The sequence below is a fragment of the Stenotrophomonas sp. PS02300 genome (assembly GCF_029959395.1).
Lineage (GTDB): Bacteria > Pseudomonadota > Gammaproteobacteria > Xanthomonadales > Xanthomonadaceae > Stenotrophomonas > Stenotrophomonas maltophilia_AD.
The window spans coordinates 1-13,426 of the sequence record NZ_JASCOP010000113.1; the positions used below are offsets into that span (position 1 = coordinate 1).

Annotated in this window: 8 protein-coding genes; 5 read left to right on the forward strand and 3 right to left on the reverse strand. The window is 67.6% G+C overall.

Translation table 11 applies throughout. The features are described from left to right. Positions 1-173 precede the first annotated feature (173 nt). Together QMX79_RS16575 and QMX79_RS16580 are read left to right on the forward strand one after the other, a co-directional pair. Positions 174-1,931 carry an oligopeptide:H+ symporter gene (locus tag QMX79_RS16575; RefSeq protein WP_282247711.1) on the forward strand — a complete coding sequence of 586 codons (1,758 nt, stop codon included), beginning with the start codon at positions 174-176 and terminating at the stop codon, positions 1,929-1,931. Positions 1,932-2,070: 139 nt separating this feature from the next. Beyond that, a complete protein-coding gene (locus tag QMX79_RS16580) occupies positions 2,071-4,743 on the forward strand; it encodes an autotransporter outer membrane beta-barrel domain-containing protein (RefSeq protein ID WP_282247712.1) in 2,673 nt (890 codons plus the stop codon). A 22-nt stretch (positions 4,744-4,765) separates the two neighbouring features. Here the strand turns inward: QMX79_RS16580 and QMX79_RS16585 are convergent, their stop codons facing one another. From QMX79_RS16585 to QMX79_RS16595, 3 genes are all read right to left on the reverse strand, one after another. Continuing rightward, positions 4,766-6,706 (reverse strand): S9 family peptidase, encoded by a 1,941-nt coding sequence (locus QMX79_RS16585; RefSeq protein ID WP_282247713.1) that lies wholly within the window; start codon positions 6,704-6,706, stop codon positions 4,766-4,768. Positions 6,707-6,839: 133 nt separating this feature from the next. Next, entirely contained in the window at positions 6,840-8,828 is a 1,989-nt protein-coding gene (locus tag QMX79_RS16590; protein WP_282247714.1) for a prolyl oligopeptidase family serine peptidase, read from the reverse strand. Between the two features lie 162 nt (positions 8,829-8,990). Further along, a complete protein-coding gene (locus QMX79_RS16595) occupies positions 8,991-9,626 on the reverse strand; it encodes a LysE family transporter (protein WP_282247715.1) in 636 nt (211 codons plus the stop codon). Between the two features lie 133 nt (positions 9,627-9,759). Here QMX79_RS16595 and QMX79_RS16600 point away from each other — a divergent pair, with 133 nt between their 5' ends. The 3 genes from QMX79_RS16600 (at position 9,760) to mqo (ending at position 13,239) form a co-directional block, all read left to right on the forward strand. Then, positions 9,760-10,665: a LysR family transcriptional regulator ArgP gene (locus tag QMX79_RS16600; protein WP_282247716.1), complete on the forward strand. Its 906-nt coding sequence runs from the start codon at positions 9,760-9,762 to the stop codon at positions 10,663-10,665. 88 nt (positions 10,666-10,753) lie between these two features. After that, entirely contained in the window at positions 10,754-11,341 is a 588-nt protein-coding gene (locus QMX79_RS16605; RefSeq protein ID WP_282247717.1) for a hypothetical protein, read from the forward strand. A 191-nt stretch (positions 11,342-11,532) separates the two neighbouring features. Further along, complete coding sequence (mqo, locus tag QMX79_RS16610) at positions 11,533-13,239, forward strand: malate dehydrogenase (quinone) (protein ID WP_282247718.1); 1,707 nt, start codon at positions 11,533-11,535, stop codon at positions 13,237-13,239. Positions 13,240-13,426: the final 187 nt, after the last annotated feature.

The window sequence follows — 13,426 nt, forward strand, 5'->3', positions numbered from 1 at the left end:
ACCCTGGCCGGACCTTGAGCAGCATGGATGCTGCGATGAGCCCCATGGATGGGTTCACGCGCGTCCGGCCAGGGTGCCCCGCCCTCGGCCCGCGCCGTAACAACCGAAACGCCGCGCTCTTGGCGCGGACCCTCTGGGTGATAATCGCGACCTGTTTTGTCGCATATCGCCCGATGACCGCCACCGCCCTTTCTGCTTCCGACGACTTCCTTGGCCACCCCAAAGGCGTCTACGTCTGCTTCTTCACCGAGATGTGGGAGCGCTTCTCGTTCTACGGCATGAAGGCGCTGCTGCTGCTGTACCTCACCAAGTACCACCTGTTCGGCGACAAGGCCGGCCTTGACCTGCTCGGCGCCTACGGCGGCCTGGTCTACTGCATTCCCGTGTTCGGCGGCCTGCTCGCCGACCGCTGGCTGGGCATGCGCAAAGCCGTCGTGTTCGGCGGCATCCTGCTCGTCCTCGGCCACCTCGGCATGGCCTTCGAAGGCCACGCCGCCACCCGCATCGACGGCCAGGTCGTGCGCGACGATGCCGCCCTCGGCATCACCTACCTCTCCCTTGCCCTCATCATCATGGGCGTCGGCTTCCTCAAGCCCAACATCTCCACCATCGTCGGCAAGCTCTACCCCGAAGGCGACCCCCGCCGCGATTCCGGCTTCTCCCTGTTCTACGCCGGCATCAACCTCGGCGCCCTGTTCGCCTCCCTCGTCTGTGGCTTCCTCGGCGAAGCCTATGGCTGGAAATACGGCTTCGGCGCCGCCGGCATCGGCATGGTCATCGGCCTGGCCATGTTCCTCTGGGGCCAGAAGTACCTGCAGGGCCACGCCGAACCCACCAACGTCGCCGCCCTGCGCCAGCGCATTGCCGGCATCCCCCGCGAATGGCTGATCTACGGCATCGCCGTGCTCGGCGTCATTCCCGTCGCCGCCCTGATGTGGTCCGCCGCCAACGGCGCCTTCGCCATCGGCGGCGAAATCAGCCTCGCCCTGCTGCTCATGGTCGTCGTGCTTGGCGGCGTGCTGCTCTGGTTCGCCTGGTTCACCGGCACCCGCTGCACCCCCGTGCAACGCCAGCAGATGATCGCCCTCATGGCCCTCATCTTCATGGCCCTGGTGTTCTTCACCCTCTACGAGCAGACCTACGGCTCCTGGGTCACCTTCACCGACCGCATGCTCACCAAGGACCTCGTTCCCGCGCTGGTGATCCAGGGCGGCACCCCGATCCCGTGGTCGATCGCTTCCCTGCTGCTGGCGCCGCTCGGCTTCGTGGTCGCCGCGCGCCTGTCCGAACGCCGCCCCGGGTCCACCGCACCGCGCACCCTGTTCATCGCCATCGTCGCCCTGATGCTGGTGCTGCTGATCCGCGACTGCCTGGTGATTCCGCAGACCGCCGGTTCCCTCACCTACCTGGGCGGCCTGTTCCTGGTCGTGCTCGCCCCCCTGTTCGCCGTGCTGTGGGCATGGCTCGACAAGCGCCGCCTGGATCCCTCCAAACCAGTCAAATCCTCGCTCGGCCTGGTGTTTGCCGCACTTTCCTTCATTCCGCTCGCCCTCGCGGCCCAGCAGGTCGGCAGCACCGGCCAGATGGCCAGCGTGTGGTGGCTGGTGCTCGCCTACCTGGTGCTGGAGATCGGTGAAATGTGCCTCTCGCCGGTGGGCCTGTCCGCCGTTACCCAGCTCGCCGCCCCGCGCGTGGTGAGCCTGATGATGGGCACCTGGTTCCTGGCCACCGCGTTCTCCGAAACCCTCGCCGCGCTGTTCGGCAAGCTTGCCGCCATCGAAGTGCCCGAAGGCGAAACCATGAACATCGCCGCGGCCGCCGCCAGCTACGAACACCTGTTCTGGCTGCTGATGTGGATCGGCCTGGGCTGTGCCGCCGTGGCGTTCGCCGGTTCGCCCCTGCTGAAGCGGATGATGCACGGGGTCAAGTAAGCCGCCACACCCCATGCACATAAACACTTCCTAACACCATTCGATCCGGTCACAGTCCGGCCGCGTTGAAGCAAGTTGTAGATACACGTTTTCCATCGCTCCCCACCATGGCGCTCCCTGCGTTCATGGAACTTTCCCAATGCGTCACGCTGCTCCGCCCCACCGCCCGCTCGCCGTACTCATCGCGCTGGCACTGTGCACCTCGCTTTCGTTGCCCGCATATGCGGGCAACGCCGATGCAGAAACTGTCGATTGCGACATCGATCCTGACCACAGCGTGTGTGAGGCGCAGGACGAAGCATCGTCCAGCACCACCCCGTGGCTGATTGGCGGCGTCGCGCTGGCAGGTGCGGCCGCAGCGGCGGCAGGGGGTGGGGGCGGCAGTGGTGGCAGTGACGGCGGCGGCGGTGGAGGCGGCGTCCCGCCGGGCTCGGAAGGCGGCCAGTACGGCGGCAACCAGTTCCTGGCCGGACCGGGCGGCGAGATCAGCTGGGACCGCAACGTGGAAACCCGCGTCACCGGCGCGGCGCGCAACGAAGGCAGCCTGCGCATCAACGCCGGCACCCTCAGCGTGCGCAATGACGGCCACCTGCGCAACACCGGCAGCCTGCGCATCGGCCAGGCAGCCAGCCTGGTGGTGGAGAACGATGGCGACCTGGACAACCATGGCACGCTCGAACTCCTCGGCCGGCTGCAGCTGCGCCGCGATGGCAGCCTGGAAAACCACGGCACCCTGCTGGCGCAGGATGCAACGATCCAGCTGGAAGGCGATGCCGAGCTCGAGAATCTCGGCGACATGCAGCTGCGCGACACGCGGGTCACGCTCAGTGGCGAAAGCGAATTCGACAACGGCGAACGCCGCCGCAACGCCACGCTCAGCGTACAGGGCGGCGGCTTCGCGCTCACCGGCATGGCCGAGTTCAAGAACCACGGCACCGTCAACGCCAGCGGCACGCTCAACCAGGGTTCGCTGGTGCATGCGGTGACCGCACGCGTCGGCAACGAGCGCGACCTCATCGAAGCGTTCGACAACCATGGCCTGGTCACGGTGCAGGGCAATGCGCGCGTGCTGACCCTCATTGCCGACAGCCATGCCAGCGCCGGCATCAACCGCGCCGGCGCGCATATCATCAGCCACGCCCAGCGGCAGTCGGCGCTGCACGCTGAAGGCGCGCAGGCGACCCTGCTCAACCAGGGCACGCTGACCGTGACCGGTGACGGCGCGGTGGCGATGTCCGGCGCGCGCGGCGCCACGCTGATCAACGACGGGGTGATCAACCTCGGCGTGGCCGGCGGCAACAACGGCCAGGACATGGTGGCCATGCAGTCCGACGGCTCGGCCACGCTCAACAACCGCCGCGGCGGTGTGATCAACATCCATGCCGACAACTCGCACGCCTTCCAGATGGGTGCTGGTGGCGGCGGCCGCCTGGTCAACAACGGGCAGGTCAATGTGTATGGCCGTGGCAGCGGCGTGCACGCCGACCAGGCGAGCCAGGACGCCGATCGCCCTGCCCCGGACCTGGGCTGGCAGGCACCGCGCGGCGTTTCGGGCTACACGGTAGGCACCAACGCCGACGGCAGTGCCGGGCAGATGGTGTTGCATGAAGGGGGCGAACTGTCCGACGTGAACGTGGATACCGGATTCACCCGAGGCACCGACGCCTCGCAGGTCCGCCTGGAAAAGGTATTCGTAGGCGCGGACGGCGGCGAACAGAACATCAGCAGCGCCACCGTGGTCTGGCAGGCACAGGCCGAGCGCGACGAGGCCGGCAATGTCGACGTGGTGATGACCCGCAATGACTATCGCGACATCGCCGGGACCGGCACGCAGGACATCGCCGCCGCGCTGGAATCGGGCTACGCCAACAACGCGCTGTACCACAGCCTGGAAGTGGCCAGCGCCGCCGAATTCAACCACGCGCTGCGGCAGCTGTCCGGCAGCGGCCTGGCGGCGGCCGGGATGCGCCTGACCGCCAATGGCGACGCGTTCTGGTCGAGCCTGGCCCGCGCCACGCCGGGCAACGGCACCGGCGTGGTCGCGTTCGGACCCGGGTCGGCCACGGCCTCCGGCGTGCAGGGCACCGGCACCGGCATGCAGGTGGCCCTGGCGATGGGAGGTGGGCGGCAGCTGCAGCTGAGCACAGGCCTGCTCGGCTCGGACTTCTCCACCGATGGCGGCCAGGCCCGCTCGCAGTCGCGGTTTGCCGGCATTGGCATGGCCCAGCCGCTGGGCGCGTTCACCCTGCAGCACACGCTGGGCAACGAATGGCACCAGACCGATGGCCAGCGCCAGCTGCACTGGGGCAGCACGCGCATGAGCGCACACAGCCAGCGCGCGCTGTCGCGCACCCGGCTGGGCAGCACGCTGAGCACGGAATTGGCGGCCGGTGGGCTGCGCTGGCAGCCGCGGCTGGGCGCAACGGCGTATCACGCCCGCGAAGCGGCCTTCCATGAGTACGGTGCCGACGCCTTCGGGTTGTCGGTGGGCGCGGGAACGCGCAGCGGTGTGCAGCTGGAGCTGGGCAGCGCCTTCCGTGGTCGCCTGGGCCACGGCTGGTCTGTGCGGGGTGATGCCGCGATGTTCCGCTCGATGGCCTATCGCGCCGATGTGCGCAGCGCAACGCTGCACGGTGCCGGCGGGCACGCGTTCGCGGTGCCGGGGCTGGCACCTTCAGGCATGGATTACCGGGTGATGCTGGGGGCCGACTATCGTTACCTGCGCGCCGATTTTGGCGGCGCGCTGATGGCGGAGCGGTTGATGGGCGTTCGCGATGTGCAGGCGCAGATGCAGGTGCGCATGGCGTTCTGATGCGGCGCGTGGCCGCCCAACCCTAGGGTTGGGCGGCTGAAGCGGTCTGGCCGCCGAGGCTGCGCGACAGGAAGGCCAGCAGGCGGGTGTAGTACTCGCGCTGGTGTTCCGGGGTGTAGAAGCCATGGCCTTCGCTCTTGTAGTACAGGGCTTCGACCGGACTGCCGGCCTTGCGCAGCGCCGCCTCCATCTTCTTGGTGTGCTGGATCGGGGCGCGCTTGTCTTCGCCGCCGGCGGCCAGGAACACCGGCACTTTCACCTGCGCGGCCAGGTTCACCGGCGAACGCTCGCCCAACGCTTCCGGCGCGCCCAGCCAGTCGCGCAGGTAGGTCATGCCGGAACGGTCGCTCTGGATGTCGCCGCGCTCGAACATCAGCGGCAGGTCGTAGATGCCCACGTAACCGGCCGCACACTGGTACAGCCCCGGCTCGCGCACGGTGCCCATCAACGCCGCATAGGCCCCGTAGCTGGCGCCGTAGATGCAGATGCGCTTTTCATCGGCAATGCCCTGCTCGATCGCCCAGCGCGTGGCATCGGTCACGTCGTCCTGCATGCGCAGGCCCCACTGGTGCTTGGCCGCAGCGGTGTGCGCGCGCCCATAGTTGGACGAGCCGCGGAAGTTGATCTGCAGCACTGCATACCCGGCCGCCGCGAGCAGCTGGGTTTCATGCTCATAGCCGCCTTCGTCGAACACGCCGATCGGCCCACCATGCGGCACCACCACCATCGGCAGACGGCGCGCGTCCTTGCCATTGGGCACGGTCAGGAAGCCATGCAACGGCAGGCCATCGCGCGCCTTCAATGCCACCGGGCGCACCTGTGCGCTCTGTGACGGATCGATCCAGCTGCTGCGGCTGGCCAGCAGCGTGGCCTTCTTCTCCACCGTGTCGTAGCGGTAGAAGTCGCCCGGGTTGCTGCCCGACCAGGTCTGCGCCAGCACGATGCGCCCGTCGCGAGTGCTGGAGGTGATGTACACCGGGCTGCGCAGCGCCGCCTGCAGGCTGCGGTACAGCCGCGCGGTACTGGAGGTATCGTCGAAGAAGCGCGCCTTCGGCACGTCGCCGTAGTAGAGCGCGCCCACCGGAATGCGGGTGCCCGGCTGGTAGATCACCAGGCCCGGGTCCACCACCTCGTCGCGCAGCAGGGTGTGGCGCTCGTTGGTCTGCGGGTTCCAGCTGACGATGGCATCGGGGCCCTCGGTCTGCTCGATCCACAGGTAGGCCAGGCTGCCGTCGGCGGAGAAGCCCAACGGCTTCTCGACGCGCCGGCTGACCGCTTCATCGTTGAGCAGCACCCAGTCGTCGCCGCGCTGCACGCGGTAGTACAGCTTCTGCACGTTGTCCGAGCCCGAACCCAGTGCGAACCGCACTTCACCGCTGTTGTCGGTGGTGAAGTACGCGCCTTGGACGGGCGAGCGCGCCACCACGATCCGCCGCCCGGTGACCGCGTCCATGCGTTCGATGCGGGTGTAGGGATTTTCGGCGAACGGCCACACGGCAATCAGCACGTTGCGCTCGTCATCGACGAGATCGTCGGTCAGGAAGGCCGACACCTGGCTGTCGTTGAGCCCACCGACCCGATAGCCGACCAGCAGCTCGCCGCTCTTGCCATCGGCGTTGATGCCGTACAGCTCGCCGGTCGGGCGGGGTTTGTCCAGGCGGCCCCACTTCTGCGCCAGGCCGATCACCAGGCGCTGGTTGCTGACCCAGTCGAAGCTGCCGGCGTGGTTGTCGCGCGGCGGGCGGAACGAGCCGACCATCGCCATGTCGGACGTGCGCAGGATCGCGATGGCGGTCGCGTCCTGGAGCGGCACGCTGGCGGCGACATAGGTGCCGTCCGGCGAAATCTTGATGTTGGTGAACGCATCGTCGCGCAGGTAGCGCTCCAGGTCGACCGCGCCGGCCCCCGCCGACAGCAACGCACAGCCGGCGCCCAGCAGCGCGGCCATCAGTGTCTTGCGCATCCTTCCCCCTTGGTCCGGACCCCCTGTCCGGGTCGCCGATTCTAGACAGAACCGCGCGTGCGGCGCCATCCGCCCACGGCCAGAAACACGAACGGCACCCGCAGGTGCCGTTCGTGCGTCATCGTGGTTGCGCTCAGGGCGAGGCGGCGGCCGCCGCGCCCGCGGTCTTGCCACCCAGGCTGCGCGACAGGAATGCCAGCAGCTTGCCGTAGTACTCGCGGCGGTGCGGGTCGGTATAGAAGCCATGGCCTTCGGTGGAGTAGTACAGCGATTCCACCGGCACCCCGGCCTTCTGCAGCGCCGCTTCCATGCGCTTGGTGTGCTGGATCGAGGCGCGCTCGTCTTCGCCGCCCGCCGCCAGGAACACCGGCACCTTGATGCGGTCGGCAAGGTTGACCGGCGACACCGCGGCCACGTCGTTGGGGCTGCCCAGCCATTCCTTCAGGTAGGTGCTGCCCGAGCCGCTGCGCTGGACATCGCCGGTGGTGTGCATCATCGGCAGATCGTACACGCCGACGTAGCCGGCGGCGCAGCGGTACATGCCCGGCTCGCGGGCCGCGCCCATCATCGCCGCGTATGCGCCGTAGCTGGCGCCATAGATGCAGACCCTGGCGGGATCGGCGTGGCCCTGGCTGATCGCCCAGCGGGTCGCATCGGTCACGTCATCCTGCATGGCGGCACCCCACTGCTTGGCGCCGGCATGCTGGTAGGCGCGGCCGAAGTTGCCCGAACCCCGGAAGTTGACCTGGAGCACCGCGTAACCGGCCCCGGCCAGCATCTGCGCTTCCGCGTCATAGCTGCCGTCGTCGAAGATGCCGAAGGGGCCGCCATGCGGCATCACCACCATCGGCGGCTTCGCCCCTGCCGACGCGGCCGGCAGGGTGAGGTAGCCGTGCAGCTCCATGCCGTCGCGCGCCTTGAAGGCGTACGGCTGGACCTTGGCGGCGGTGTCCGGGTCGACCCATGCGCCGCGGCTGATCAGGTGCTCGGCCTTCTTGGCGACGGTGTCGAAGATGTAGAAGTCACCCGGATTGCTTCCCGACCAGGTTTCCACCAGCACGCTGCGGCCATCGCGCGTGCTGGAGGCGATGAACACCGCATCGCCGCCGAACGCTGCTTCCAGGCTGCGGTACAGGCGGGCGTCGGCCGAGGTTTCGTCGAAGAAGCGGGTGCGCGGCTTGTCGCCCAGGTAGAGCGCGCCCACCGGAACACGGGTGCCGGGGCGGTAGATCAGCCGGTCCGGGTCCACCACCGGGTCGCGCAGCAGCGGGTTGCGGGTGCCGGTGGCCGGGTCCCAGGTCACGATGGCATCGGGGCCGTTGGCCTGCTGTACCTGCAGGTAGGCGGTCTTGCCGTCTTCGGAGAAACCGAGCGCGGTTTCGATGCGGCCGGTATCGGCTTCATCGTTGACCAGCTTCCAGGTATCGCCGATGGCATCGCGGTAGTAGAGCTTGTTGACGTTGTCGGTGCCGGCGCCATGGGCGAAGCGGATCTGCCCGCTCGGGTCGCTGGTGAAATCGGCGCGGCGCACCGGCGACCGGGCCACGGTGACGCGGCGGCCACTGGCGATATCCATGCGATCGACGCGGGTGAAGGGATCTTCGGAGAACGGCCACACGGTGACCAGCACGTTGCGCTCGTCCTGCGGCATCGAATCGATCAGGAAGGCGGCCACGGCCTCTACCTTCTTGGGCTGGATGCGGGTGCCGGGCCCCTTGCCTTCCACCCGGTAGCCGACCAGCAGTTCGCCACGGCCGCCATTGGCGTTCATGGCGTACAGCTCACCGGTGAGCTGGGGCTGGTCGAGGCTGCCGAACTTTTCGGCCAGGCCGATCAGCACGCGCTCGTTGTTGACCCAGTAGAAACTGGTGGCGTGGTTGTTGCGCGGCGGCACGAACGAGCCGGTGACCTTGCCGGTGGCGCGGCTCAGGATCGCCAGTGCGGTACGGTCTTCCATCGGCACGGTGGCCGCGTAGTAGTCCCCGCCCGGGGACAGTTTGATGTCGGTGAACGTGTCGCGCTTGAGATAGCGCTCAAGGTCCAGGTCCGCAGCGGAACCCTGCCCCACCGGCCCGAACAGCAGGGCCACGACGGCCAGGGCCGCCCATTTCGAGTACTTCATCCTTCCCCCTCCAACCAGACACCTTGTCCGTGATCGGCGATTCTAGACAGTTCGACGTGGGACAGGCCAGTGGCGACGCTCCTGAACGCTTTGAACCCCGGAAAGAAAAATGGCACCGCGAACGGTGCCATTTAGACGAGCATTGACGGAGAGAGAGAGAGATCAATGCACGCCGCGGAACGCCAGGCTCAGGGCCAGGATGGACAGGATCACGGCGATGGTGCCGTCGAGGATCCGCCAGGTACGGGGTTTGGTGAACAACGGGGCCAGCAGGCGGGCACCGAGGCCCTGGGCGGTCAGCCACAGGCAGCTGGCGGTGACCACGCCGGCGGCGAAGGCCATGCGGGCATTGCCGAAGTTTTCGGCGATGGAGCCGATCACCATCATGTCCAGCCAGAAGTGCGGGTTGATCAGCGAGAAGCCGACCGCGGCGGTGAGCACGGCGCGGCGCGAGGTGTTGTCGCCGTCATCGACCTGCATGCCGCCGCCACCGGCCAGCGCGCGCCGGGCGGACTGCCAGGCGTACCAGCTGAGGAAGGCCACGCCGCCCCACAGCACCACGGTGGTGAGCCACGGCAGTGCCTGGGTCAGGGTGCGCAGGCCGGCCACGCTGGCGAAAATGAAGACGGCATCGATCGCGGCGCAGGTCGCCACGACCGGCACGATGTGCTTGCGCAGGATGCCCTGGCGCAGGATGAAGGCACTCTGGGCCCCGACCACGGCGAACAGGCCGATGCCGGCTGCGGCACCACTGAGCCACGCGGCCAGACCGGGGCCGCCGGAAATGAAGGAGAACATGGGATACCACCTGTCTTGCTGGGGGGCGGTGCCTCGCCAAGGCGTACAGCACCGTGATGGCGCGTATTGTCGCGCCGCAACATGGAAAAGTAGAGCTAAACTTACTTAACCATCTTTAGCGGAACTTAAGACGATGCGCATTGACCATGCCCAGCTCCGCGCCTTGGCGGCGGTGATCCGCGAAGGCAGTTTCGACCGGGCGGCGCAGTCGCTCAACGTGACGGCTTCTGCGGTGTCGCAGCGGGTGAAGGCGCTGGAGGACCGGGTCGGGCGGCTGCTGGTGAAGCGCTCGTCGCCGGCGGTGGCCACGCCGGAGGGCCAGGTGCTGGTGCAGCTGGCCGAGCAGACGGCGCTGCTGGAGCACGATGCGCTGCACCGGATGGGCATTGCCGACGAGGACCTGCCGCACGCGAGCATCCCGGTGGCGGTGAACCACGACAGCCTGGAAACCTGGTTCCCGGAGGCGGCGCTGAGTTTCGCGCGACAGACGGGGACGACGCTGGACCTGCGTTCGGAAGACCAGGACCACACGGTGGCGCTGCTGCGCCAAGGCGCGGTGCTGGGGGCGGTGACCACGCTGGACGAGCCGGTGCAGGGCTGCCAGATCCACGCGCTGGGCAGCATCCGCTATGCGGCCACGTGCACGCAGGCGTTCCACGACCGCTACTTTGCGAAGGGGGTGAACGCGCAGTCGCTGGCGCAGGCGCCGGTGCTGGTGTTCAACCGCAAGGACGACATGCAGGCGCGGTTCGCGCGGCGGCTGGCGGGCGACGACCTGCCGATGACGGCGCCCACCTGGTGGGTACCGTCGACGCGGGCGTTCGTGCAGGCCAACGTGGGCGGTCTGGGCTGGACGATGAATCCGCTGCCGCTGGTCAAGCGCCACCTGGACGCGGGGCGGCTGGTGCTGATGAAGCCGCGGGCGTGGGAAGACGTGCCGCTGTACTGGCAGCACTGGAAGGGCGATGTGCAGACGATGGCGCTGCTGACCAAGGCGGTGCTGGCGGCGTCGGCTACGTTGGTGCGCCGCAAACGGTAGGTACCCACCGTTGGTGGGTACGCCTTCACGTGCCGACCAACGGTCGGCACCTACCGTGGCCTTCAAGCATCCAGCGCAGGGGCGTTCGATGGAATCGGATCCGGTCTATCTGCATATCCGGGTGGTGCTGAGCATCATCCTGGGGTTGAGCATCACCACGCTGGTGAAGGGGTTGGCGTCGATCATCGAGCACCCGGCCCGGCGTGGCGGGTGGTCGGGCATCCACCTGTGCTGGCTGCTGTGGACGCTGGTGTCGGTGGTGACGTTCTGGTGGTGGGAGTTCCGGCTGGCCGGGGTGCGGCAGTGGACGTTCGGGCTGTATCTGTTCGTGATCGGCTACTGCGCCAGCTGGTACATGCTCTGCGTGCTGCTGCTGCCCGATGACCTGCGCGAGTACGGCAGTTACGAGAAGTACCTGCTGGAACGGCGCGCGGGCTTCTTCGGGATGCTGGCGCTGGTGACCCTGCTGGACCTGGGCGACACGGCGATCAAGGGCCACAGCCGCTGGCAGATGCTGGGCGAGGCGTATCCGGTGCACACCGGGATCATGCTGGTGATTGCCGGGGTGGGCATCGCCAGCAGTTCGCGGCGGGTGCACCTGGGGCTGGCCGTGGTGGCACTGATTTACCAGTGCGGGTACTTCCTGCCGGAGTACTTCACCTTGGGGTCGGATTGATCAGCGCCGGGGGCGCAGCCACGCAGGGCGAGGCTCTACGTCGCCCGGAACGATCAGCGTGATGCTGCGTTGCACCAAATCCGTACCGTTTCGGGCTAAAATTGGGCCCTGGATGCGCCAAGAGCTTGTTTCTTCACGCTTCTTCCACGAAGCGCCGTCATCCTGCCCTCATCTCCCCACATGAGATATCCATGAAAAAGTTAGCGAAGGTCGTCCTCGGCCTGCTCGTGCTGTTGCTGATCGCAGCGGCCGTGTTCCTGTACTGGCCCCTCCACCAGCGTTCGGTTCCGGCCGCGGGCAACGACAAGCCGGTCGACGTCGTGCTGGTCGGCGGCGGCATCATGAGCATCACCCTGGCCACCTTCCTGCAGGAACTGCAGCCAGACTGGAACATCCAAGTGTTCGAGCGCCTCGACGGCGTGGCCCTGGAAAGCTCCGATGGCTGGAACAACGCCGGCACCGGGCATTCGGCCTTCGCCGAACTGAACTACACCCCGGAACTGCCCGATGGCAGCATCGAGACCAAGCGCGCGGTCGGCATCGCCGAGCAGTTCGAGATCTCCCGCCAGTTCTGGTCGCACCAGGTCAAGGAAGGCCGGCTCAGCCAGCCGTCCGACTTCATCAACCCCACCCCGCACATGAGCTTCGTGTGGGGCGATGACAACATCGCCTACCTGCACAAGCGCCAGCAGGCGCTGGTCAGGAACCCGCTGTTCTACGGCATGCAGTACTCCGAAGACCCGGCGCAGATCAAGGCCTGGGCCCCGCTGCTGATGGAAGGTCGCGACCCGAACCAGAAGGTCGCCGCCACCTGGATGCCGCTCGGCACCGACGTCAACTTCGGCGTGATCACCCGCCAGCTCACCGCCGGCCTGCAGCGCAACCCGAACTTCAGCCTGCACTTGGAACATGAAGTCCGCGCCCTGCGCCAGAACGACGACAAGACCTGGAACGTCACGGTCAAGGACCTCAACGCCGGCACCGAGTCCACCCTCAAGTCGCGCTTCGTGTTCATCGGCGCCGGCGGCGCCGCGCTCAAGCTGCTGCAGCTGTCGGGCATTCCCGAATCGAAGAACTACGCCGGCTTCCCGGTTGGCGGCCAGTTCCTGGCCTTCAAGTCCCCGGCCATCGCCGGCCGCCACAGCGTCAAGGCCTACGGCATGGCCGAAACCGGCTCCCCGCCGATGTCCGTGCCGCACCTGGATTCGCGCAAGCTCGATGGCAAGCCGGTGGTCCTGTTCGGCCCGTTCGCCCTCTACAGCACCAAGTTCCTCAAGCACGGCTCGTGGTTCGACCTCTACTCGTCGGTCAACCACAACAACGTGGCCGGCATGCTCGACGTGGGCGCGGAGAACCTGGACCTGGTGAAGTACCTGATGGGCCAGGCCCGCCTCAACGACGACGACCGCCAGGCCGAACTGGTCAAGTACTTCCCCAACGCCAAGCGCGAAGACTGGGAACTGGTCACCGCCGGCCAGCGCGTGCAGATCATCAAGCACGACCCCGAAAAGGGCGCCGTGCTCCAGTTCGGCACCGAGATCGTGACCGACAAGGACCACACCCTGGCCGCCCTGCTCGGCGCCTCCCCGGGTGCCTCGACCTCCCCGCCGATCATGCTGGACCTGCTCAAGAAGGCCTTCCCCGAGCAGATGGCCGCCGGCTGGGAAGCCCGCCTGGCCCAGATCGTGCCGTCCTACGGGCGCAAACTCAACGACAGCCCGGCCCTGACCAACGAGATCCGCCGCCAGACCAGCGACACCCTGCGCCTGCCGTACCTGGACGTGCCGGTGGAAACCAGCCCGGCCGTGATGCTGACCCCACCGCCGGTGACCCCGGCCGTGCCGGCAGCCCCGGCAAAGGAAAAGCGCAACGCCAACGAGGAACTGCAGGCGTTGTAAGCCTTTCCGGCACCGCGTAGACACGCATGGCGTGTCCCTACAAAACCGGCCCAAGGGCCGGTTTTTTTTTGCATTTGCCTCTGCCAACCGCCACCCGGAATCTTCGGGGGCGCGGGGCGGTAGGGGGTAGCGGGGCCTTGAGCGGCAGGAGCCGCGAAGAGCTCCATGGATGGATTCACGCGTGCCC

Coding starts and splice junctions, on each gene's coding strand:
- QMX79_RS16575 (WP_282247711.1), top strand. CDS start 174: ATGACCGCCACCGCCCTTTCTGCTTCCGACGACTTCCTTGGCCACCCC.
- QMX79_RS16580 (WP_282247712.1), top strand. CDS start 2,071: ATGCGTCACGCTGCTCCGCCCCACCGCCCGCTCGCCGTACTCATCGCG.
- QMX79_RS16585 (WP_282247713.1), bottom strand. CDS start 6,706: ATGCGCAAGACACTGATGGCCGCGCTGCTGGGCGCCGGCTGTGCGTTG.
- QMX79_RS16590 (WP_282247714.1), bottom strand. CDS start 8,828: ATGAAGTACTCGAAATGGGCGGCCCTGGCCGTCGTGGCCCTGCTGTTC.
- QMX79_RS16595 (WP_282247715.1), bottom strand. CDS start 9,626: ATGTTCTCCTTCATTTCCGGCGGCCCCGGTCTGGCCGCGTGGCTCAGT.
- QMX79_RS16600 (WP_282247716.1), top strand. CDS start 9,760: ATGCGCATTGACCATGCCCAGCTCCGCGCCTTGGCGGCGGTGATCCGC.
- QMX79_RS16605 (WP_282247717.1), top strand. CDS start 10,754: ATGGAATCGGATCCGGTCTATCTGCATATCCGGGTGGTGCTGAGCATC.
- mqo (WP_282247718.1), top strand. CDS start 11,533: ATGAAAAAGTTAGCGAAGGTCGTCCTCGGCCTGCTCGTGCTGTTGCTG.